General features: G+C 67.7%; 10 protein-coding genes. All 10 read right to left on the minus strand.

Going from position 1 to position 23,658, the window contains the following annotated elements; genetic code table 11:
* Window positions 1–134: 134 nt before the first annotated feature.
* Entirely contained in the window at window positions 135–5,531 is a 5,397-nt protein-coding gene (locus BN1186_RS14965) for an alpha-L-fucosidase (RefSeq protein WP_180349089.1), read from the minus strand.
* A gap of 235 nt (window positions 5,532–5,766) precedes the next feature.
* Window positions 5,767–8,346: a glycoside hydrolase family 101 beta sandwich domain-containing protein gene (locus tag BN1186_RS14970; RefSeq protein WP_040284716.1), complete on the minus strand. Its 2,580-nt coding sequence runs from the start codon at window positions 8,344–8,346 to the stop codon at window positions 5,767–5,769.
* Between the two features lie 45 nt (window positions 8,347–8,391).
* A complete protein-coding gene (locus BN1186_RS14975) occupies window positions 8,392–10,695 on the minus strand; it encodes a sulfatase-like hydrolase/transferase (protein WP_052460231.1) in 2,304 nt (767 codons plus the stop codon).
* 277 nt (window positions 10,696–10,972) lie between these two features.
* On the minus strand, window positions 10,973–12,166 hold the full coding sequence (gene tuf / locus BN1186_RS14980) for an elongation factor Tu (protein WP_040284717.1): 1,194 nt from the start codon (window positions 12,164–12,166) through the stop codon (window positions 10,973–10,975).
* Between the two features lie 221 nt (window positions 12,167–12,387).
* On the minus strand, window positions 12,388–12,837 hold the full coding sequence (locus tag BN1186_RS14985; protein ID WP_218975492.1) for a GNAT family N-acetyltransferase: 450 nt from the start codon (window positions 12,835–12,837) through the stop codon (window positions 12,388–12,390).
* A gap of 81 nt (window positions 12,838–12,918) precedes the next feature.
* Window positions 12,919–15,000 carry an elongation factor G gene (gene fusA, locus BN1186_RS14990; RefSeq protein ID WP_040284718.1) on the minus strand — a complete coding sequence of 694 codons (2,082 nt, stop codon included), beginning with the start codon at window positions 14,998–15,000 and terminating at the stop codon, window positions 12,919–12,921.
* Window positions 15,001–15,085: 85 nt separating this feature from the next.
* Window positions 15,086–15,556, minus strand: a complete 471-nt coding sequence (gene rpsG, locus BN1186_RS14995) for a 30S ribosomal protein S7 (RefSeq protein ID WP_040284719.1) — start codon at window positions 15,554–15,556, stop codon at window positions 15,086–15,088.
* A complete protein-coding gene (gene rpsL, locus BN1186_RS15000) occupies window positions 15,556–15,927 on the minus strand; it encodes a 30S ribosomal protein S12 (RefSeq protein WP_040284720.1) in 372 nt (123 codons plus the stop codon). The genes rpsG and rpsL overlap by 1 nt, the downstream gene beginning before the upstream one ends.
* Window positions 15,928–16,139: 212 nt before the next feature.
* Window positions 16,140–17,306 carry an AZOBR_p60025 family cell surface glycopolymer formation protein gene (locus BN1186_RS15005; RefSeq protein ID WP_040284721.1) on the minus strand — a complete coding sequence of 389 codons (1,167 nt, stop codon included), beginning with the start codon at window positions 17,304–17,306 and terminating at the stop codon, window positions 16,140–16,142.
* Between the two features lie 84 nt (window positions 17,307–17,390).
* On the minus strand, window positions 17,391–23,549 hold the full coding sequence (locus tag BN1186_RS15010) for a GH92 family glycosyl hydrolase (RefSeq protein WP_052460232.1): 6,159 nt from the start codon (window positions 23,547–23,549) through the stop codon (window positions 17,391–17,393).
* Window positions 23,550–23,658 lie beyond the last annotated feature (109 nt).

Consider the following 23,658-nt stretch of genomic DNA (forward strand, 5'->3'; position numbering starts at 1 on the left):
GAGCCAGCCAACGACGAAGGGACCCCGCAGCCAATCTGTCACCTCAACCACAGGGGTCAAGGTCACAGTCACGCTGCGGGGGCCCTTCATCGTGGCCCGGCTCCTTCGCCGCAAGGGCCACGCTCAGGGACCAACTATCGCAGTTCGGGGCCTCCGAACATCACGATGTTGTTGAACACCCACTGGTTGCTCTGCGAGAACGCGTACCCACCCTCAGGCTTCGCGGTGGCCTTGTAGACCGTCACGAACGCGTAGGAGCGGCAGCCGTCACGACCAGTGCGAGCAGTGTCACACTCGGTCATCCACTTGCGGCCATCGGTCGACGCAGTCCACTCACCGTCATTCGCCAAGGGATTGGCACCCCAGGCCTCACGCGTCATGAACGGCAGGTAGGTGAGGTTGTTGAACGCCCAGCCATCCTTACGGACGAACTGACCATCCTCGATCACCACGATCGTCGCCCAGATGTCCGTGCGACACCGCTCCGTCTGCGAATACGGCTCACACTCAGTGTGCCAATCCCGGCCATTGAGGTTCCGATGCAGACCAGGCATCGTGTACGGCGCGGTACGCACGTACTTCTTCACCGGCGGCGTCGTCGGGTCCTCCGTGGGATCGACCGTCGGATCAACCGTGGGCTCATCCGTCGGATCATCGGTGGGATCAACCGTCGGATCAACCGTGGGATCGACCGTCGGATCAACCGTGGGATCGACCGTCGGATCAACCGTGGGCTCAACCGTCGGATCAACCGTGGGCTCAACCGTCGGATCAACCGTGGGCTCAACCGTCGGATCATCGGTGGGCTCGACCGTCGGGTCAACCGTGGGCTCAACCGTCGGCTTCAGGGTCACCTGCAGCGTGGCGGTGCCGGTGGCCACACCGTCGGTCGCGGTGATCTCCACCGTGCCGGCAGCCTGGGCCTCCGGGACCGTCAGCGTGGCGGTTGCCACGCCCACCTCGTTGGCGGTGACGGTGACCGTCTCGTCGCCGAGGGTGATCTCCACCGAGGCGCCGGGCTCGAAGCCCACGGCGGTGACGGTCACGTCTCCGCCCTGCTCCACCGTGGCGGGCGCCACGGAGACGCGGGCGTCGGTCAGCGGCACATCCTCGAGATCTGCCATGTCGACGGGCTCGGCGACCATCACCTCACCCGCGCTGGCCCACGCCTGGCTGGTGCCGTTGGCGTGGGTGACGGAGGAGGTCGAGACGAGCTTCAGGTAGCGCGTCGTGACAGGCTCGTCGAAGACGACCGTCTTGGCGTCGGTGTTCGACGCGTCGAAGGAACCTTCGGCGATGAGGGTGTACTCGGCATCCTCCGGATCTTCGAAGGAGGTCTGCCTCAGTTCGTCGGCGGTGCGCTCACCGAAGGTTCCGATGGCCGAGTGGATCTCGTAGCCGACGATCTGGCCGTTGCAGCCGTTCGGGTTGATCGACTGACCGCACTGCGACTTCGGCCGCGGCACGTAGGTGAACGACCCGATGGTCTGCTCCGAGCCGAGATCGATCGTGATGAAGTGCGGGTGCGCCGGGTTGGAATCCTCCCACTGGGTGTGCCAGAAGGTGGTGGGATCGCCGTCGATGGCCGCGGTGACCACACCGTTGGCGCCGCCCTCGGCGGGTTCCGCCGAATCCCAGGCCACGACGCCGGAGATGGCGACGTTGGCGGCCGGGTTGGTCAACCCGATCTCCGCGGAGACGCTTCCGATCTCGCCCGACGGGGTGAGCACCGTGGCGGTGACCTCACCCGACGTGCCGGAGGCCGGTGCCCGGAGGGTCACGGTGACGGTGTCGTCGCCGGTGGGGGCCCACTGGCGCGACGGGGACACGACCCAGCCCTCAGGAGCGTCGACCACGACCACGCTGTCGGCCGGGAGGCCGTTGGTGGTGTAGGTGATGGTCTGGGTGGTGCCCAGCGCCATCGTCGTCGGCTGCTCAGCCAGTTCGATGAGCGGGGCCCGCGTCACGTCGATGGTGAACGTGGCGGAGGCCTCTCCCCCACGGCCGTCATTGACGGTCACGGTGACCTCGCTGCTGCCGATGGCCGTGGGCTGGCCGGAGATGAGGCCGGTGTCGGCATCGATCGTCAGGCCGGCGGGCAGGCCGGCGGCGGAGTAGGTGAGCTCGTCGCCGTCGCGGTCCGAAGCGAGGATCTGCAGGGAGGCATCGCGGTCCACGATGTAGCTCTGCGCTGCGGGCTCGGTGATGCGGGGCGCACGGTTCACGTCGGGGTCGACGAAGACCTCGAGATTCTGGGCCTCGTCGTAGGACGCGAACCAGGCCTCGGCGGGCTCGCCGCCGATGGTGGGCATGTCCTTACCGTCGTAGGTGGTGATCACGACGGGGTCCTCGGGCGTTCCGTAGGACCACAGCTGGGCCGTGGACGCGTCGCAGGAGGTGCCGGACTTGAAGAACACCGTCGCGCTGGCCGCCAGGTCCAGGGTGCGCAGCTGTTCGAGCGAGTTGAGCGGCGAGGTCTGCGCGCCGGTGCCGGCGGTGGGAGCCTCGCAGTCGATCCAGATCTCGCTCTTCAGGCCCGGGTCTTTGGCCAGGGTCTGGTAGAGCGAGATGTTGGCGATCGCATAGGTGTTGCGGGCGGACTGGACGGTGAAGCGGAACTCCTGCGCGGTGACCGGGGTGGACAGGCGCCAGGTGCGGTTCACACCGACGGTCTGTGCCGTGGCCACCTGCTGCCAGGTGCCGCCGACGTTGGCCTCCACCTTGATGCTGCGGATCTGCTGGCCGTGGGCCAGCGAGTCCTCGCTGATGCTGATGCGGTTGACGCGCTGGGCGGAACCCAGGTCCACCACGATCGGCGTCTGGTCCTCACCGCCGTCGGAGACCCACGATGAGCGCGTGTTGTCGTCGGTGATCGCCTTGGTGGTCTCGGTGCCGACGGTCACGTCCCGGCCTAGGGCCAGATCGTTGCCGTAGGCCTGGCGGCGCAGTGCCGCGAAGTCCATGATCGCGTTGACGTTGGACTCGGAGAAGCGGCCCTCCGTGGTGGGGGGCACGTTGAGCAGGAGCAGCGAGTTGCGGCCCACAGAGGCATCCCAGTGGTTGTCCAGCAGCGCCTGGCCGGACTTCGGGGTGTCCTTACCGGGGCCCCAGAACCAGCCGGGGGTCAGCTTCATATCCGCCTCGGACGGCCACCAGTGCATGTGCGTGGCGCGGCCGGCCTGGGTGACGTTGACGATCTGATCGTCGGAGCCGTAGCTCTGGTCGAAGTGACCGGAGCTCTGCACGTCCTCGATCTTGCCCTCGGGCTGCACCTCGCGGACGGGCACGACGGCCCACTCGTTGTTGCGGGCGTAGCCACCCTCGTTGCCGACCCAGCGGATGTCGCGACCGCCGACGGCGATCTGCGCCTTGGGCTGCAGCTTCTTGATGAGGTCGTAGTAGGCCACGTAGTCGAAGCGCTCGACGCCGGTGGTGTTGCCGCCTGCGCCGTCGAACCACACCTCGTCGACCTGGCCGTACTGGGTCAGCACCTCGTAGAGCTGGTTGAGGAAGTACTGGCCATACTCGGTGGCCTCGTAGGTGTAGGTGGGCAGGTCGCCCGCGGCGACGGCGTCGGCACGGTCGTCACCCTCGACGAGGGTGGGGATGGTGCGGTCGATCTTCGGCGACCCGTTGGCGTAGATGCCCTCGATCTCGGCGTGCGAGTCAGCCGGCGACAGGTAGAGGCCCACGCCCATGCCGTACTTGCGCGCGGCATCGGTGAACTCCTTGACCACGTCGCCCTTGCCGTCCTTCCACGGGGAGGAGGCGATGGAGTAATCGGTGTAGCGGGTGGGGTAGGACAGGAAGCCGTCGTGGTGCTTGACGGTGAGGACGGCCATCTTCATGCCGGCGTCGCGCATGTTCTTGACCCACGAATCGATGTCCGAGTTGGTGGGGTTGACCTTCTCTGCGGGGAACGTGCCGTGGCCCCACTCGACGTTCTCGAAGGTGTTGGGGCCGAAGTGGATGAAGCCGGTGTACTGCAGTTCCTGCCAGTCCAGCTGCTCCACCGTGGGGCGGACGGCGCTGGCCTTGGCGATGATGTCCTCGCGGCAGTCGGTGCGGTCGACGGGGACGAAGTTGGCGGTCTCGAAGGGGCCGCCGGTGCAGTCGGTCTCGACCGGGTCGAGCTGCTGGTAGACGAAAGCGGCGTTGGTGAAGGCGTCGTCCAGCGAGGCGAGACGGGCACGCTGGATGGTGCCCGTGAAGCCGCGGGTAGCGCCCTGCGCGTTGACGTCGTTACCGAACGCGGCTGCGCCGGGGACGCTCTGGCGCGACAGCCCGGTGCCGGTGATGGTGGGGGCGGCCACGCCGTCGACCCAGAGGTGCATCTTGGCTCCGCCGTCGGCCTGGGGCTCGTAGGCGACGGAGATGACATGTGCCTCGCCGGCTGCGGGCAGCGCGGTGGTGGCGATGTGATCGGTCCACTCTCCGCCCGAATTGCTCGACCAGCCATAGCGCAGTTCGTTGTTCTGGTAGCGGACGAAGAGGTTGCCGCCCAGCGCGAACAGCGTGGTGAGGTTGGCCTGGGTGGCGCCCGGGGTGAACTCGAACTCGGCGACCAAGCCCTGGTCAAGGTCCTGCGCGGTGAACGGGTTCTCCGCGGGTACGAACTGGACGGCCTGCTGGCCGCCGGCGATGGTGGCCTGACCGCCGGAGACTGCGGCGCCGCCGCGGAGGGTGACCGCACCGTCGGCGACTTCGCCCTCGGCTGCGGTGTACGTGCCGTCGGCCACGGTCCCGTCGAAGGAGACGTTCAGCAGGTCCGTGGTGAGTTCACGGGGCTGGTACTCGTAGTGGTTGCCAGCCTCTCCGTCGGTCTGGGCGACCCGGACGGCGTGCAGCGTGCCGGCGATGCCGCGTTCTGCGGCCTGGGGGTGCACGTCGTTGCCGAAGCCGAACATGTTGCTGGCGCCGTTGGCGATGGTCAGCGGCAGGGCGCCGGTCAGCGACGGGAGGGATTCGCCGTCGAGCATGATCTCGAGCGTGGTGCCTGCGGGTGCGTAGCGGTAGTGGATCGACAGCGCGTGCGGGCCCTCGCCGGTGGGCAGATCGGCTTCCTGGAAGTAGTCCTGCCAGGTGCCGCCGCTCTCGCCGGACCAGCCGTAGCGTAGCTTGCCGTTCTGGGCGCGGACGAACAGGTTGCCGCCGGCGGACACAATGGTGTCCAAGTTGTCGAGCGACGCGGCGCTGAAGCGGGTCTCCATGATGAAGCTCTGCGTGCCGGAGTCAAGCGCGAAGGTGTTGGGCAGGAAGCGGATGCCCTCGGCACCGCCGGCCAGGCCAACGCCGCCGCCCTCAAGTTGGTCCTCTCCACCGGCGATGCGCTGCAGGACGCCGCGCTTAATCTCGTCGCCTTGGCCCGTGTAGTCGTCGGTGCCCACGAGGGAGCCGCCGAACTGCACGTCGAGCGCCTCGGTGACGGCCGCTTGCGCGAGTTGTGGTGAGGTGATGGTCATGGTGGCGGTGAGGGCCACAGCGAGCGCAGCTACCAGCGCCCTTCTGAACCCTACGAAACGCTTGCGCATCTGGTCTCCTATCCTGATCAACGATGATGCAGTCAGCATCCAGACTAAGGCCCGCTGTTAACGGTGCCAACCATCCGTGCAGTCGGGCTGCGCGGTCGCTGAGGGACCCGCAACTGATCTGACGCCTCCGCCACAAGTAACGTCCCCAGCACCTGCAATTCAGGTGCTGGGGACGCTTCAGGGGTTTCGACACGCTGCGCGGCTCGTTCCTCGCCGGCAGCGGCTCAACCAGCGACTACCGCTTCTCGGGGCCTCCGAACATCACGATGTTGTTGAACACCCACTCGTTCTTCTGCGAGAAGGTGTAGCCACCCTCGGCCTTCGGCGTCGCAGCGTAGACCGTGGTCATCGTGTACGAACGGCAGGCGTCCCCACCGGTGGCGGGAGTCTTGCACTCCGTGCGCCACTGGCGACCGGCCGAGTCGAACAGACCGTTCGTCGTCGCGCCCAGGTCACCGAGCGGGTTGCCCTTCCACGACGCCTCGGTCATGTACGGCAGGTAGGTGAGGTTGTTGAACGCCCACCCACTCTTGCGCACGAACTGGCCGTTCTCGATCAGCACCACCGTCGCCCAGATGTCGGTGCGGCAACGCTCGGTCTGCGAGTACGGCTCACACTTGGTCATCCAGTCGCGACCGTTGAGGCCCTTGTGCAGACCCGGCAGCGTGTACGGCGCCTGCGGCACGAACTTCTCCACCGCCGGCTTGGTGGCCGGAGGCGTGCTCGGCGGCTGGGTCGTCGCCGGAGGAGTCGTGGGCGGCGGGGTGGTGGGCGGGGTCGTCGAGTCCTTCGGCGCCACGGTGATCGTGAGGGTCGCCGAGGCCGAGGCGCCGGCGGCGTCCTTCGCGGTGACGGTCACGTGGTAGGTGCCGGCCTTCGTCGGGGTGCCGGTGATGGCACCGGTGCCCGCATTGATGGCGAGGCCAGCGTGGAGGCCGGTGGCCGAGTACGTCAGCTCGCCCTCCTCCGGATCCGTGGTCTGCACCTGGATGCTGACCGGGGTGCCCACCTTGGCGGCTGCGTCCTCGACCGTGAACTCGGCCGGCGGCAGGTTGCCCGCCGTCGGGGCCTCAGAGGTGGGGAACAGCACGTAGGCGGTGCCGGGCAGCGCCTGGATCGTGATGGCGCCGCTGGCGGCCTTGACCTCGCGGACGAGGGCGCGGCCCTGGTCCGTCAGGCTGAACTGCGTGAACGAGGTGTCCGCGGCGAACTCCTCCGTCAGCGTCCACGTGGTGGCGCCACCGGCAGGGTTGTAGTGGTAGAGGCGCTTGGGGCCCTCGTCGTTCCACTCCGAGCCGCCGTCGCACCAGGGCAGCAGGTAGGCGCCGTCCTTGGCGACGGTCACGTCGCCGTAGGTGACCTCCGTGGCGGTGGCCACGGTGCCGTTGGCGAACTTCGCAGTGGTGGCGTCCCGGTCGGTCAGATCCGAGCGCTGCAGGAACTTGGCGGGCAGGTTGTTCTCCCACACGTTGGTGTAGAAGGCGTCGTCCCCGAAGTCCACGAACTGGGCGGCACCCAGGATGGGATCGTCGTTCCAGCCGTCGCGCGCCGCGTTGTAGACGAAGCGGATGACGTCGGAATCCGCGCCGGTGTTGGCCAGCGGGTGCGTGGAGACCACCCAGCCCTGCTCCTGGAGCGCGGCGTTCAACTGCTGCTGCGCCGGGGTGTCCAGGGCCTGATCGAAGTAGAGGGTGTCCACGTTGACCGGGCCGTTGTCCCAGAGGCTCTGGAACGCGCCGGCGGTGGCGCCGGCCACTGCGACGTCGTAGCCGAAGGTGGAGTTCAACGCCACGCCCGCGTCGGACATGGCCTCGAGGCCATCGGCGTCTGCGGTCACGCCCTCAAGAACGACCCTCTGGCCGAGGTTCTCGGTGGCTGCGGAGATGGCGGCGGTGTCGGCCTGGGCCTGGGCGAAGGAACCCGACGGGGCGCGCGCGATGACCTCGTTTGCCACCTCTTCGGCGCCGTTGCCCAGTGCGATGATGCTCTGCGCGGCCACACCGGCGTCCTGCCAGTCCACCGTGCCGTCGCCGTTCTCGTCTGCGACGACCTTCACCTCGACGTAGGGCTCAGCACCGGCGACACCGGTCCAGGTGCCGGCCGAGACCGCACCCAACCGGTTGTGCCCCGAGGTGCGGATCTGGTGCTGCCACGTGCCGTTGGCGGCCGTGCCCACCGCGTTGGTGGCGAACGCGGCGGCCAGCGACGAGGTGTTGGCCAGCACCAGCGAAGAACCCTGCGCGGAGCCTGCGGTGCTGCCCGCGAGCTTCTGGAAGGTGTCTCCCCCGGCCTGGGTGCCTGCGGCCACGCGCGCCGTGGTCAGCTGCGCCGCCGCGTCGGTGGAGCCCAGCGTCACCAGGTCATGGTTCGGGATCTGGATGCTCTGGATGCGGGATTCGGGATCCACCAGATCGGTCAGTGTCAGCCGCAGCACCCGGTCCTCCACCTCGGCCAGGACGGTCAGGGTGACACCCGCGAGGTTGGGGAACGAGACCGCGTAGGTGGCGCTCTTCTGGCCGTGGCCGACGACGGCCTCTGCCACCGTCACGGTCTGGCTCTGCCCGTTGACGAGCATGGAGGTCAGCGGTCCGCCGATGCGCCCCGCGAGCTGCTCGTCGCCGAGGCGGTAGTCGACCACCTGGGGGAAGTCAGGGTGCAGGCGCACCTTGAAATCGTAATCCTGCAGTTCGATCGCCCCCGCGGGGATGACGACGGCCGGGTCGCCGTGCGCCACGTAGTTCGGGATGACGATCCCGCCCGCGGCGAGCGCCGAGGCGGCCACCACTGAGGCGATGCGGGTCTTCTTCGACACCATGGTCTTTCCTTCTCGTGTATTTGGCGTCATGTCAGTCATCGCCGATCAGCGCCAGAACTCGATCTCGCGGACCACGAAGTGGCCTTGGCTGGCCTCGTGGGTGCCGTCTGCGCCCGTCTCGAGGCGCACGAACTTCGCGCTTGTCGGGCGGAAGTTGACGACCTGCGGGGTCTGGTTGGCGGAGCCGCCTGCGGCGTAGGTCTCGGTGGCCACGGTGGTCCAGTCGGTGCCGTCGTTCGAGGTCTTGATGTAGAGCGTCCTGGGCAGCTCATGGTCGCCACGGGCGATGAAGCGCACCTGGGCCACCGTCGTCGCGGCGGGCGCGTCGGCCTGGATCCAGTGCGGCGGCGGAGCGTGATCCGGCTCCGCAGTGGCGGACTTCCACTGGCTGTGCCAGAACGTCTCGGAGTCGCCGTCGAACGCGTGCTGAGGGCGTCCGCCGCGGCCGTTGCCGGACAGGTCAGTCGACGAGCTTGCCGTGAACGTCCACCCCGCGGTGGGGATGCGCCTCAGTTCGGCGGTTGGCACCCCGGCGGTCACCGAGGCGGTGGTCCTGGCCGTCCTGGCGTCGCAGCCGTCGTAGAGGTAGGCGGCGGTAGCCACCAGTTGCTGCGCGCCCCGTGCCGCGGCGGGCACCGTGACGTCGATGACGAACTCGCGGCTCTGCCCCGGGCGGATCGCGGCCCGGCTGCGCCGGGGAACCGTCACCGACCAGCCCTGCGGGGCCATCACGGCGAGCTCCACGCGGGTGTAGGGCCGGTCCGTGTGATTGTCGAAGCGCACGGTCACCGGCGTGGTGCCGCCCGCCAGCAGCGTCTGCGGTGGGTCGATCACCAGACCGCTGACGCTCCACTTCGGACGGGGCAGCGCCGGATCCGTCCAGGAGTCCTTGATCGCGGCCAGCATCATCGCGGCGATCTCCGGCTGCTGCGCGGCGAGGTTGGTGCGCTCGCCGATGTCGGCGCTCAGGTCGTAGAGCTGGAAGTCCCACTGCGCGTCGGGAGCGGTGCGGTCCCGGCCCGGCGCGATGCGTACCGCCTTCCAGCGGCCCTTGCGTGCGGCCTCCGCCGCGTGGAGGACGCGGCCCTGCTCCTCGGCGTCTGCCCGCGGGGAGGGCCACGGGTCGAGGCGCCACCAGTACAGGTTGCGCTCCGGCAGCGGCCGGCGGTACTCGTGGGTGGCGGAGGCGTCGAACGTGTGGCGGATGGATCCGCCGTCGACGAACGGCGGCACGGGAGCGCCGGCGAGATCGGCCAGGGTGGGTAGCACGTCCCAGAACCCGAGTGGATCCGACACCTCGCTGCCCGAGATGGTGCCCGTGTAGCCGGGGGCCCAGACGATGGCCGGCGTGCGGATGCCGCCGTCGTAGAGGTTGCGCTTGTAGCCGCGCAGCGGGCCGTTGAGGTCCAGCGGCACGTCCGGATTGAGGCTGGGGTCGCCCTCCTCGTGCGGACCGTTGTCGCTGAGGAACAACAGCACCGTGTCGTCGGCGATGCCCAACTCCTCCAGCTTGGCCACCACCTGGCCCACATGCCCGTCCATCCTGGTGATCTGCGCCGCGTGCGCCTTCTCACCGGCACCCCACGGCTTGGTGGCGTACTCCCCCAGGTCCGGCACCTGCTGCGGGGAGTGCGGGATGTTGGTGGAGAGGAACAGCAGGAACGGGTGGTCCCTGTTCTCCTCGATGTAATCCAACGCAAGCTGATTGAAGAAGTCCGGCGCGTAGGTCCCCCGCGCGCCGCCCTGGTTGCCGGGCACGTCCACCTTGGTCTGGTTGTGCCACAGGTAGCTCGGGTAGTACTGGTGCGCGTGGATGTGGGTGAGGTAGCCGTAGAATTCCTGGAAACCCTGCGGGTTGGGGTGACTGAAGTGCCCCGCGCTGTCCGGGGAGAAGCCCCACTTGCCGAAGAGCGCAGTCTTGTAGCCCTGCGCCTGCAGGAGGTGAGCGAACGTGACCTCGTCCGGGTTCAACGGGAAGTCCTCCACCTGACCGCGCTCGGGGTTCTGCCTGACCGTCGCGTGGCCGGCGTGCATGCCGGTGAGCATCGTGCAGCGCGACGGGCCGCAGACGGCCGCACCGGCGTAGAAATCGGTGTAGCGCACGCCCTGAGCGGCGAGCCTGTCGAGCACGGGGGTCCTGATCTCCTTGTTGCCGAAGGAGCCGAGCGCGCCGTAGCCCAGGTCGTCGGCCAGCACGATCACGACGTTGGGTGAACGCCGGCCCTGCCGCGCCGCCTCGGCGCGCGTGGACCGCCATGCCCCGCCCGCGAAGGCCGCAGCACCCAACGCTCCCCCACCGGCGGCAAGGAACGCGCGCCTGTTGAACGCCTGCTCAGCCGAACCCAGCATCTGATCCTCCTTGATACGACACCATCGTCTGGCCCATCCAACCACCGGCTCTCCACGGCGCCGATACCGGGCGGAGAAGTGCTCAACGTGCGAGCGCGGATGCCTTCGGTGGGGGCCGCGCCCAACCACTGCGGTGACGGCCACAGGCACGCCTGGCGGTTTCGACACCTCTCGCAGCTCGCGGGCTCAGCCAGCGCGGGGCCGCGACGCTCAGGGACCAGAAAGGGGCCGCGCAGCTTTCGCTGCGCGGCCCCTCCGGTGGCTCAGTTGCGTCAGATCACTTGAGGATCTTGGTGACGTTGCCGGCACCAACGGTGCGGCCGCCCTCACGGATGGCGAACTTGAGGTTCTCCTCCATGGCGATCGGCTTGTTGAGGTGCACGGTCATCTCCGTGTTGTCGCCGGGCATGACCATCTCGGTGCCAGCGGGGAGCTGGACGACGCCGGTCACGTCGGTGGTACGGAAGTAGAACTGAGGCGAGTAGTTGGAGAAGAACGGCTTGTGACGGCCACCCTCTTCCTTGTTCAGCACGTAGACGTTGGCCTCGAAATCGGTGTGAGGCGTGGTGGAACCCGGCTTGATGACAACCATGCCGCGCTCGACGTCTTCCTTCTTGGTGCCGCGGAGCAGCAGGCCGACGTTCTCGCCAGCGCGACCCTCGTCGAGGATCTTGCGGAACATCTCGACACCGGTGACGGTGGTCGTCTGCTTCTCTTCGCGGATGCCGACCAGGTCGACGGTGTCGCCGGTGTTGACGACGCCACGCTCGATACGGCCGGTGATGACGGTGCCACGACCGGTGATCGTGAAGACGTCCTCAACGGGCATCAGGAACGGCTTGTCGGTGTCGCGCTCAGGCTGCGGGATGTACTCATCCACGGCGTCCATGAGCTCGAGGATGGTCTTGGCCCACTTCTCCTCGCCGTTCAGGGCGGGGAAGGCGGCGACGCGGACGATCTTGGTGTCCTCGAAGCCCTGGGCGGACAGGATCTCGTCGAGCTCCATCTCCACCAGGTCGATGAGGTCGGCGTCGCCCTCGTCGATCATGTCGCACTTGTTGAGCGCGACGACGATGGCGGGCACGCCCACCTGGCGGGCCAGGAGGATGTGCTCGTGGGTCTGAGCCATGGGGCCATCGGTGGCGGCCACCACGAGGATCGCGCCGTCCATCTGGGCGGCACCGGTGATCATGTTCTTGACGTAGTCAGCGTGACCGGGGCAGTCGACGTGCGCGTAGTGACGCTTCTCGGTCTGGTACTCGACGTGCGAGATCGAGATGGTGATACCGCGCTGACGCTCTTCCGGCGCCTTGTCGATCTGGTCGAACGCCGAGGCAGCATTCCACTGCGGGTAGGCGTCGTGCAGCACCTTCGTGATCGCCGCGGTCAGAGTGGTCTTGCCGTGGTCGACGTGTCCGATGGTGCCGATGTTGCAGTGCGGCTTGGTCCGCTCAAACTTGGCTTTTGCCACGAGGGCTCCTTCTTGGATCTGCCACGCGCTCTGCGCAGCTCGAGTTTCTGGTATCCCTGCATACGGACACAGGGAACTCATTCATTTTTGTGCAGTGAACGCCGATAGTCAAACTGCGACGGTCACACTGATCGAACAGTCTAGCGCGAGTATGGCACACACAACTAACGGCCTTGCCAAAAGCTCACCTGGGAGCCGTGCCGGGCGTCCCGCCGGGAACGCTACGGCAACCGCAGCATGGTGATGTGTTCGATGCCCGCCTCGTCGAACGTCTCCCCCACCGGCCGGAAGCCGAAACCTTCGTAGAGGCGCTGCACGTAGGTCTGGGAGTGCAGCACCATCGGCTCTGACCCGAGGCGTCCCACCGCGGCCGCGATCAGTTCCCTGGCCCAGCCCTTCCCCCGGCGGTCGTGGCGCACCGCGACGCGTCCCAGCGCCCACGAGGCCCCGTACTCGGGCTGCGGCAGCCGCAGGGTGCGCAGGTAGGCGGCCGCTCCCCCGTCGTCGTGGATGGCGTAGTGCAGCGTGCCGGCCGCGCGGTCGTGCTCGTCGAAGTCCTGCACATCGGCACGCTGCTCCACGTAGAACACCTGGCTGCGCAGCACCGCGATGTCGAAGAACTCGTCCTTGTCGAGTTCGGTCCAGGTCTTGATCCGGATGTCGGGAATCACACCGGCACTCTAGCGCCGCGAACGAAAGAAACGGCCGGGAGCGTTTGCTCCCGGCCGGTTCTGGTCACTCAGTGGTGAGGATCACTCGCCCTTGGACTTGGCGACGATCTCATCCATGATGTTCTTCGGCGTCTCGGCGTAGGAATCGAACTCCATCGAGTAGGACGCCTGGCCCGAGGTCTTCGAACGCAGGTCACCCACGTAGCCGAACATCTCCGACAGCGGCACGAGCGCGCGCACGACGCGGTTGCCGTGCTGCTCGTCCATGGACTGGACCTGGCCGCGACGCGAGTTGAGGTCGCCGATGACCGTACCGAGGTAGTCCTCGGGGGTCGTCACCTCGACGGCCATCATGGGCTCGAGGATGGCCGGGTCCGCCTTGCGGGCCGCCTCCTTGAACGCCTGCGAGCCGGCCAGCTTGAACGCGAGCTCCGAGGAGTCGACGTCGTGGTAGGCGCCGTCGGTCAGGGTCACCTTGATGTTGTCGACCGGGTAGCCGGCGAGCACGCCGAACTGCATGGCGTCCTTGACGCCCGCGTCCACGGCGGGGATGTACTCGCGCGGGATGCGGCCGCCGGTGACGGCGTTGACGAACTCGTAGCCGGAGCCAGGCTCGGTGGGCTCGAGGTCGATGATGACGCGGGCGAACTGACCCGAACCACCGGTCTGCTTCTTGTGCGTGTACTCGATCTTCTCCACCTTGCGGCGCAGGGTCTCGCGGTACGCGACCTGGGGCTTACCGATGTTGGCCTCAACCTTGAACTCGCGCTTCATGCGGTCGATCAGCACGTCGAGGTGCAACTCGCCCATGCCGGCGATGATGGTCTGGCCGGTCTCCTCGTCCGTGTGGACGCGGAACGTCGGGTCCTCTTCAGCGAGACGCTGAATGGCGTTGGACAGCTTCTCCTGGTCGGACTTGGTCTTCGGCTCGATGGCCTGCTCGATGACGGGGTTCGGGAACTCCATCGACTCCAGCACGATCGGGTTGGCCGGGTCACACAGGGTCTCGCCGGTGGTGGTGTCCTTCAGGCCCATCACGGCGCAGATCATGCCAGCGCCGATCGACTCGATCTCCTCACGCTTGTTGGCATGCATCTGGTAGATCTTGCCGATGCGCTCCTTGCGGCCCTTGGTGGCGTTGAGCACCTGGGAGCCGGACTGCAGCACACCCGAGTAGACGCGCACGAAGGTCAGGCGACCCAGGTGCGGATCCGCGGCCACCTTGAACGCCAGGATGGACAGCGGCTCCTCGTCGGAGGGGTGACGCTCCATCTTGACCGACTCGTCGCCCGGCTTGAAGCCGTCGATGGCCGGCACGTCGAGCGGGGACGGCAGGTAGGCGATGACCGCGTCGAGCAGGGGCTGGACGCCCTTGTTCTTGAACGAGGTGCCGCACACCACGGCGGTGAAGGCGTTGGAGATGACGCCCTTGCGGATGGCGGCCTTGATCTGCTCCACGGAGGGCTCTTCGCCCTCGAGGTAGAGCTCCATGATCTCGTCATCCACGTCAGCGACGCGCTCGATGAGGGTGGCGTGAGCGGCCTCGGCCTCGTCCTTGAGCTCGGCGGGGATCTCCTCGACCGTGTAGTCCTCGCCCATTGCCGTCTCGCCGCGCCAGGTCAGCGCGCGCATCTCGACGAGGTCGACGACGCCCAGGAAGTCGGCCTCGGAGCCGATGGGGAGCTGCAGCAGCACCGGATCGGTGTTGAGACGCTCGCGGATCGTCTTGACGACGTGCTGGAACGACGCACCGGTGCGGTCAAGCTTGTTGACGTAGCAGATGCGGGGGACGCCGTACTTGGTGGCCTGACGCCACACCGTCATCGACTGGGGCTCAACGCCAGCCACACCGTCGAACACGGCGACGGCGCCGTCGAGCACGCGGAGCGAACGCTCCACTTCGACGGTGAAGTCAACGTGACCGGGGGTGTCGATGATGTTGATCAGGTGGTCTTTCCAGAAACAGGTCGTCGCGGCCGACGTGATCGTGATGCCGCGCTCCTGCTCCTGCTCCATCCAGTCCATGGTGGCTGCGCCGTCATGGGTCTCACCGATCTTGTGGTTCTTACCGGTGTAGAACAGGATGCGCTCGGTGGTGGTGGTCTTGCCGGCATCGATGTGAGCCATGATGCCGATGTTGCGAACCTTGTTCAGGTCGGTCACAGTGCAGTCCTTCTTGATGTTCGAAGAGTCAAGTCTTGAGAGACGGTGAACGCCCCCGTGCCTGTCCGGCGCGGGGGCGGTTGGCTCACCAGCGGTAGTGGGCGAAGGCGCGGTTGGCCTCGGCCATCTTGTGCGTGTCCTCACGACGCTTCACGGAAGCGCCGAGGCCGTTGGAGGCGTCGAGGATCTCGTTCATGAGACGCTCGGTCATCGTCTTCTCGCGACGGGCGCGGGAGAAGCTCACGAGCCAGCGGAGAGCCAGCGTGGTCTGACGGGCCGGCTTGACCTCGATCGGGACCTGGTACGTGGCGCCACCGACGCGACGGGACTTGACCTCGATGGAGGGCTTGATGTTGTCGAGCGCCTTCTTGAGCGTCGCGACCGGATCGTTGCCGGTCTTGGTGCGAGTGCCCTCGAGGGCGTCATAGACGATGCCCTGCGCGACGGACTTCTTGCCGTCGAGCAGGATCTTGGCGACGAGCTGCGAGACCAGCGGCGAGCCGTAGACCGGATCGACGACGACTGGGCGCTTCGGGGCGGGACCCTTGCGAGGCATTACTTCTCCTTCTTCGCGCCGTAGCGGCTGCGGGCCTGCTTGCGGCCCTTGACACCCTGGGTGTCGAGCGAGCCGCGGACGATCTTGTAACGCACACCGGGGAGGTCCCTCACTCGGCCGCCGCGGACGAGCACCATCGAGTGCTCCTGCAGGTTGTGGCCGACGCCCGGGATGTAGGCGGTGACTTCAATGCCGGAGCTCAAACGCACACGCGCGACCTTGCGGAGCGCGGAGTTCGGCTTCTTCGGCGTAGTGGTGTACACGCGGGTGCACACGCCGCGACGCTGGGGCGAGCCCTTGAGCGCGGGGGTGTTGCTCTTCGACGGTTTGTCCCTGCGGCCCTTCCGGACCAGCTGCTGAATAGTTGGCACCTGTTTGGTTTCACTTTCGTTGTCTTGGAAACTGGCGGGGTTTTCCCTGGCGCAGGTCTCCGCGCAACCCTTCCGGGTCACCGTTCCAGGCAGGAAGCGCAGGTAGCTGCCGTGCGAACTCCGCACAGGTCAGGGTTCCTCGCAACGTTTAGGATCTGACCGTCATGCCAGGGCACGCACAACGCGCCCGAGTCCGGGCACGCTTGTCAAGGTTACTCCACGGGTGCCGCGCGGTCAAAAGCGGCAACCTTCTCCCCCGGCGTCCTGCCGCTCAAGTGGACGGCGATGAGGAGCGCCGCGAACAGCAGCGCGACCGACGGGATCCGGAACATCTCGTGCGGATACAGCAGGGTGCGCCAGCCCAGCGTCGAGAGCAGCACGGCCTGCAGCACGACGACCCAGCCGAGCGCGTCGCGGCGGATCAGCCCGATGACAGCGGCGATCACCATGACGGCCGCGGTCGCCATCAGCCCCGGCACCGCCGTCGACCCGATCTGGGCGGCGTGGAACTCGCCCACGCGCAGTGTGCCCGCCATGTCGAAGGACTCCAGCCAGCCCAGGACCGGCACGCCGATGTTGCCGTCGTCGTAGGCCCGTTGCTCCGCGGTAAAGTTGGACCGCACGTAGAGCAGCCAGGCGCCCAGCGCCAGCGGGCCCACCACCACCACCAGGGCCCTTCCCCACAGCAGGCGCCGCTCGCGCACCATGCGGATGAGCAGCGCGAGGCCCAGCGCCGCGGGCACGAGCACGAGTTGCTCCTTCGTCAGGCACAGCACCGCCATCAGCGGGGCCAGCAGCCAGAGGTTGGGCCTGTCCCGGAGCCACAGCAACAGCACCACCGCGACCAGAGCCACCTGCGCGGGCTCCGTCAACGCCGAGGTCGCGCTGTAGAGCAGGCCGGGGCTCACGCAGACGAGGAGGCCCCACCAGCGCGAGGCGCCGAGCCGGCCCGCCAGGAACGACACCGCTGCCGCCGCCCCGGCCATGCTGGCCACGCTCAGCAACCAGAAGACCCACGGCAGGGCGGCCGCGTTGCCGCCGCTCAGCAGCGCCGCGATCCAGGAGTACATGGGGTGGCCGTAGCGGTAGGCAGCCAGGTCAATCAGATCGTGCGCTGCGCCCAGCGCGAAGGGGTCGTTCGCCATGGCCCAGAGGTAGACGCCGTCGTAGTGGTCCACCGCCACGGTGAACCGGAACGCGGGGTCGAGGTGGGCGACGTGCCCGGCGATGGCGTCGGTGTCGGCCACGTTGAGCAGCAGGCTGGGGTGGAACTCCGGCCGGCGGGACGAGTACTGCGTGGTCACCGTGACAACAGCCGCCACGAGCGCGCACAGCCACGGCACCAGCGACTGGATCCGGTTGCGTAGGTGGGATTGCATGGCGCGCCTCTCGTTGAAGCAACAGCGTAGTGCTGAGGGGTGGCCGCACCGATGTGCGCCCACCCCTCAGATCACCGACCCGGCTCAGCGGCTCTTGAACCGCACCATGTTGTTGAACAACCAGCCCCGCTCCCAGGCGTAGCTCCACGTGCCGTCAGGCGCCTGGCTGGCGCTCACGTAGTCGGCCAGGATGTAGCTGCGGCAGCCGTCGCGGCCGGTGGCCGGGGTGTCGCACTCGGTGCGCCAACTGCGGCCCTCCGTCGACGTCCAGGAGTTGGTGTGCCCCAGCGGATTGCCCTTCCACTCCGCACGAGTCATGTACGGCAGGTAGGTCAGGTTGTTGAAGTGCCAGCCGGTCAACTGGACGAACCGCCCGTCGATCTCCCGCACCTGTGTCGCCCAGATGTTGGTGTGGCACCGCACCGTCTGCGAGTACTCCTCGCACTCGGTGAACCACCGGCGACCGTTGATGAAGTGGTGACCGGGCACCTCGTAGGGAGCGATGAGCGCGATCGGCTCAGGCGTCGGCTTCTTCGTGGGTGCCGGAGTCGTCGGCTCCACGGTGGGCTCCTCCGTCGGCTCCACAGTGGGCTCCTCCGTCGGCTCCACAGTGGGTTCGTCAGTCGGCTCATCCGTCGGCTCGACGGTGGGCTCATCCGTCGGGTCGACGGTGGGCTCCTCCGTGGGTTCCGGATCCGGCTCGCGGACGGTGACGGTGAATGTGTCGGTGAACGTCTCCTCACCCACCGTGTAGGTGACGGTGACGGTCTGCTCCCCCACCGTGTCCGGGTCATAGCCGCTGATCTCGACGTCGTCGAGTTCCAGCGGCTCAGTCGACCCGTCGGAGAGGGTCCCCGTGACCAACAGCCCCGTCAGGTCCAGTTCCTCACCGGCGAGGTAGTCGACCTTGGTGGGCGGGGTGACCTCGATCCCGGTGAGAGCCGGGGCCACTGTGACGGTGAACGTGTCGGTGTACGTCTCGCCCTCACTGGTGTAGGTGACCGTGACGGTCTGTCCCCCCACCGTGTCGGGGTCGTAGCCACTCACTGTCAGGTCCTCCGCCGGCAACACTGCAGTGGAGTCGTCCGAGTAGGCCGCGGTCACTACGAGGCCGGCGAGGTCAAGTTCCTCGCCCGCCACGTAGTCCACCTTCGTGGGCGGCGTGGTGACTGAGATCCCTGTGACCACCACCGGCGCCGCGTCGACCTCGATCTCGAGTGAAGCCGAGGCGGACTGCACACCGTCGCTGGCCGTGACCCACACCGTGTAGGTACCTGGCTCGGCGTAGGTGTGCGAGGCCGACACGGCCCCGTCGACGACGGCGGCATCTTCCAGCGGTGTGCCGTCGCCCCAGTTGATGGTCGCCATCGCGTCGTCCAGGCCGAAGCTGCTGGTGACCGTCGCCAACTCAGCCTCGAACTCGACGCGGGCGGTCGGGTTGGCCACGGTGCCCGCAGTCACGGCGATCTGGTCGAAGCCGCTGCGGTCGCCGTCGTCTGCGATCGCGAAGATGTGGATCCGGCCCTGTTGACGCAGCGTGCCCTCCTCCTCGGGCAGGGTGAGGCTGACCACGGTCTTGGGCGCGCCCTCATCATCGACGGCCAGGGTGAACGGGGCTGTGGCGTACACGGCGGTGTTCTTCACGCTGGACTCCGGGCTGGTACCCGAGAGCCGCCCCTCGGAGACGGCGAGCACGATGTTGCCGAAGGCCGGGTTGCCTGAGGCTCCCACCCAGTCGCCGAACTCGATCGGCACTTCCTGCGTCGTGCCGTCGCTGTAGGTCAGGACGCCGACCGTCTGGCGGTTGGCCTCGGTGCCCATGCCGATGAACGAGATCTGCGTGGCGCCCTCACCCAGCACGAGCCTGACGGTCTGCCCCTCGCCGGTGATGTTGTCCGGCCTCCCTGCCGGGATGTCCGGCAGGTCGTAGGTCAGCTCCGTGCCTGGCACCGCGATGGTCTGGCCCTGGATGAAGCCGTCCGCGGCGAGCTTGTCCCGGAAGTAGCCGTAGTTCTGCCCATCGCAGTTGGCGGCGGTCCGGTTCAGATCCCCGATGCAGACGTTGTTGAACTGGCCGACGAGCGTGTCGTCGGTGGTCACCGTGATGCGGATGGTGTCGGTGCGGACGGTGCCTGCGCCGTCCGTGACACTGATGGTCGCGGTGTAGACGCCGGGCCTGGTGAAGGTGTGCGGCGCGGCGATGCTCCAGCCGCCCAGGCCTGTGGACGTGAGCACGCCCGGCTGCGGGCCGGTGCCGTCGCCGAAGTCGACCGTGACCTCCGAGCCGCCGCCGACCTCACCGCCGATGACCCGTGCCAGGGGTGCGGAGAGTTCCGCGTTGACCGGCACATACTGATCGTCAGCGGGGATCAGGGTCAGCTCTCCACCCTCCGCGGCGCGGGCGAACAACTCGATCTCCGCCAGGCCGAGGGTCATGCCCTCGGCGCCCTGGATGGTGAGGCGGTAGTGACTGAAGCTGCCGGCGCCTTCTGGCACGGTGAACGGGCGCGTCTGCGTGTCGAACATGAACACCTGCTCGGTGCGGGCGTCCAGCTGGGTCCATGCCTCGCCGTCGAGCGAGCCCTCAAGCGTCCACGACACCGGCGCGCTGACGCCCTCACCGACGGTGCTGGTGAGCGTGTACTGGTACACGTCCACCGCGCCCGCGAGCGCGGTCCACGTGAGCACCGCCTCGTTGCCGGTGAATCGGGCTGCGGTGCGCATGTCGTCGTCGATCAGCGGGCGGGTCTCCGTACCGTCTCCGGAGACGAGCGCGCCGAAATCCGGGCCTGATGCGTCGATGTGGGTCTCGGGCACCTCGAGGGCCTCCCCGAGATCCTTGGCACCCCAGGCGGTGGGCGTGTCGCTCATGGTGAACGCGAGCGTGCCTCCTGAGCGGATGAGGTCGCCGTCGATGGTGGTGGTGGTCAGGGCCGTGCCGTTGTGCGACAGGCCGGCGACATACACGCGCCCCTGAGTCGCCGCGCCGGGCGCGGTGATGGTCAGCGGATTGCCGTCGAGGTTGAGCGTGACGCTGTCGAACAGCGGCGAGCCGACGGTGTAGTCGCCCGAGCCCACCTGGAGCGGGTAGAAGCCCAGCGCGGAGAAGATGTGCCAGGCGGAGAACTCGCCGTTGTCCTCGTCGCCGGGGTAGCCCTGGCCGATGTCGGAGCCTGCGAACAGGCGCTGCTGCGCGTCCCTGATGAGGGCCTGCGCGCCGGACGGGTCGCCCGCCTCCGCCAAGACGTAGGGGATGTGGTGGGCGATCTGGTTGGACAGCCCCAGCATGCCGAGCCGCACGTCGCGTGCCTCACGGGCCTCGTGGATGCCCGAACGGTCGGCCCGTTCCTGGGTGGCCAGGAACTCGTGCAGTTCGTCGAGGAGGCCCTGACGCCCGCCGTAAAGGGCGGCCATGCCGTCGACGTTGTGCGGCGCATGGAACGCGAAGGTCCAGCCGCTCGCCTCGGTGAACGCGCCGCCCCAGGCCTTCTTGTCGAAATCGGCGCCGTAGGGCCAGGAACCGTCCGCGTTGCGGGCGGTGAAGACACCGGCGGCAGGGTTGTACATTTCGACGAAGCGGTTGGCCCGCACCCCGAAGTACTCCGCCTCCTCCAGCAGTTGCGGCACGCGTGCCGCGGGAGTTGCGGGGTCCTCGGCGAGCTTCAGCGCCATCTGGGCGATGCCGAAGTCGTTGATGAAGCCTTCGAGCCCCCACGACGCGGACTCATGTGTGGTCGCTTCCGTGAATCCGAGGAAGATCGAGCGCTCGAGGCCCTTGCGGCCGACGGCGTTCGACGACGGGCGCGCCGTCGCGTTCTTCACCGCGGCGTCGTAGGCGTCCAGCGCGAGTTCCGTGCTGATGGCGCCGGCGAGGTAGGCCTCGGCGAAGGCGACATCTGAACTGGTGCCCGTCATCAGGTCGGCGTAGCCGGGCGAGGACCAGCGGGCGATCCAGCCGCCGTCGCGGTACTGCTGCACGAAACCGTCGACGAGTTCCTCGGCGAGTTCGGGGTAGAGCAACGCGTAGGCGGGCCAGGCGGTGCGGTAGGTATCCCAGAAGCCGTTGTTGACGTAGACCTTCCCGTCGACGATCTGGGCGTTGGTCCGGGTGGCGGTGGCCGCCCCGACCGTGGGCGAGACCGGGCTGGCGTACTGGTAGGCCGGCGCCTCGACGGTGCCGACATTCTCGAACTGCGAGTTCGGGTACAGGTTGAGCCGGTACAGGCCGGAGTAGATGTTGACCAGTTGCTCATCGGTGGCGCCGACGATGTCGGTGATGACCGAGAGTCGCTCGTTCCACGCGGCCGTGGCGGCGGCGCGCGCGTCCTCGAAGCTGCGCCCGGTCGTCTCCTGGTCGAGGTTCTTCTGCGCTTGGTCCACCGAGATGAACGAGGTCGCGATGCGTAGTTCGACGGACTTGTCAGCGGTGGTGTCGAAGGCGGCGTACCGGGCGCTGGCCCGCCCTTCCGCATTGCCCTGCCCGGTGGGGGTGGCGTCAAACTGGCCGGCCACGAACATCCGGGTGCGGCCCGGCCAGCCGGAGCCGCCGTCGACCCAACCGGTGACGCGCCCGTCGGCGCTGACGTTGAGCCCGGACTGGCCGACGCCCTGGTCGACCACCACGCTGCCCACGTCGCCAGGGAAGGTGAACCGGAAGATGGCCGCGTGATCAGTGGGGGTCACCTCCGTGCTGATGCCGTTGTCGAAGTTGACGGAGTAGAGATCCGGCCGCGCCACCTCGTTGTCGTGGTGGAAGGCGAGCGCTCGGTTGGTGAGGCCTCCCGGCGGCGTGGCGGACAGCGACGGCATCATGACGAGCTGATTGCGGTCCCCCATCCAGATGCTGGGCTGGTGGGAGAAGCCGATGCCCTGCAGCCTGGGACGGTTCTCCGCGTTGTTGGCCTGCTGGTAGCTGTAGACCGTGCCGGTGGTGTTGGCGTTGGTGAAGGGGGTCACGAAGTTGAACCCGTTGGGCCAGGCGGTGGCGGGCAGATTGTTGCCACGCGAGAAGCCGCCCGTCGAGTTGGTGCCGCGGCGGGTGTCGACGTAGCTGATCAGCCCGTCGGAGGTGTCTCTGGGCGTGGCCTGCTCGATGGTGATGTCGTCGACGAAGCCCGCCACGGGGGTGCCGGCTGGCGCGGCGGCCTGGTCGTAGCTGAGCAGGATCTGGCTGATGGTGCGGCCGGCGAGCCCGTCGAGGTCGACGGTGACGGAGTTCCACTGATCCGGGAAGAGGATCTTGCCTTCGCCCTGGGCCCGCGCACTCGCCCCGTAGCCGTAGGCGTCGGTGGCGCCGGAGGTCGACAGCCGGGAACCGTCCGTAAAGACCAGGTCGACCGCCACATGGGTGGACGAATAGGTCAGCGCCGGGTCGAGCACCGGGAAGATCTTGTAGCTCAACTCGTCACCAGCGGCCACGGCGATCTCGAGGTCGTCGAACAGCAGATTGCTGGCCGACGCGGCACCTGCCACGAGGACTCGGCCGGAGTAGCCGAGCGACCGCACGCCTGTCCACCCGACGCCGAGCTTGGCCGTGTAGGACGATCTGGGCCCGCCTGTCACCTCGGTCACCATCGGCAGCAGGCGCGCCTCCCGATCCACATCTACGAGGTCGAAATCCGCCAACTGCACGATGGTGGCGCCGTTGTTGAGTTGCACGCTGAGGCGGTAGTACTGGTACTCCGCGCTGCGCTCCGCGAGGTCGTAGTCCTTGGTGACGAAGCGGTTCTGGCTACCGCCCTCCTGCCACTGTTGCCCCGTCTGCGTGTCGATGGTGACCCAGGTGCTGCCGTCGGTGGAGCCCTCCACGAGGAAGTCCCGTGGGTCGCGGTCCGGGGCGTCATTGGCCGAGGTCAGCGCGTAGCCGGTGATCGAAGCGGGCTCGGAGAGCCGGTAGGTGAGCGTCGCCGTCGGGGCGAAGGTCAGCCACTTCGTCGTCGAATTGGCGTCAGCGGCCATCTGCGGGGACTCACCTGCGGGGCTGGAGCCGGTGCCGCTGACCTCGTCGACGAGGCTCAGCAGGCTGCTGGCCATGAACTGCTCTCCGGTGAAGTTGACCGGGTAGCCCGCCGCCTCGTTGAGGAGGGGTTGGGGCTGTTCCGCCTCGAATGACGTGTGGAAACCGTTGACCGGCGCGGCGGCCGCCGGTTGTACAGACACGCCAAGGCTCACCGACATGGCGGCGGCGACGAGCAGTGCCACCTTCTGGGTGGCGGGGCGTGAGGCCAGGGGCAGATGCAACATCGTGGGTGCTCCTCTGTGCTACCACCGCCTGACAACGCCGTCAGGCAGAATGCGAGCACACTAACACGGTATGCGGGCCATGAGGAGCGTTGCGAAACAAAAGATTCTC

It is taken from the genome of Tessaracoccus massiliensis, from assembly GCF_000826065.2.
Taxonomy (GTDB): Bacteria; Actinomycetota; Actinomycetes; order Propionibacteriales; family Propionibacteriaceae; genus Arachnia; species Arachnia massiliensis_A.

What these genes read in the sequence shown, in the direction of transcription:
- BN1186_RS14965 (WP_180349089.1), bottom strand. Translation starts at nt 5,531, where the DNA reads ATGCGCAAGCGTTTCGTAGGGTTCAGAAGGGCGCTGGTAGCTGCGCTC.
- BN1186_RS14970 (WP_040284716.1), bottom strand. Translation starts at nt 8,346, where the DNA reads ATGGTGTCGAAGAAGACCCGCATCGCCTCAGTGGTGGCCGCCTCGGCG.
- BN1186_RS14975 (WP_052460231.1), bottom strand. Translation starts at nt 10,695, where the DNA reads ATGCTGGGTTCGGCTGAGCAGGCGTTCAACAGGCGCGCGTTCCTTGCC.
- rpsG (WP_040284719.1), bottom strand. Translation starts at nt 15,556, where the DNA reads ATGCCTCGCAAGGGTCCCGCCCCGAAGCGCCCAGTCGTCGTCGATCCG.
- BN1186_RS15005 (WP_040284721.1), bottom strand. Translation starts at nt 17,306, where the DNA reads ATGCAATCCCACCTACGCAACCGGATCCAGTCGCTGGTGCCGTGGCTG.
- BN1186_RS15010 (WP_052460232.1), bottom strand. Translation starts at nt 23,549, where the DNA reads ATGTTGCATCTGCCCCTGGCCTCACGCCCCGCCACCCAGAAGGTGGCA.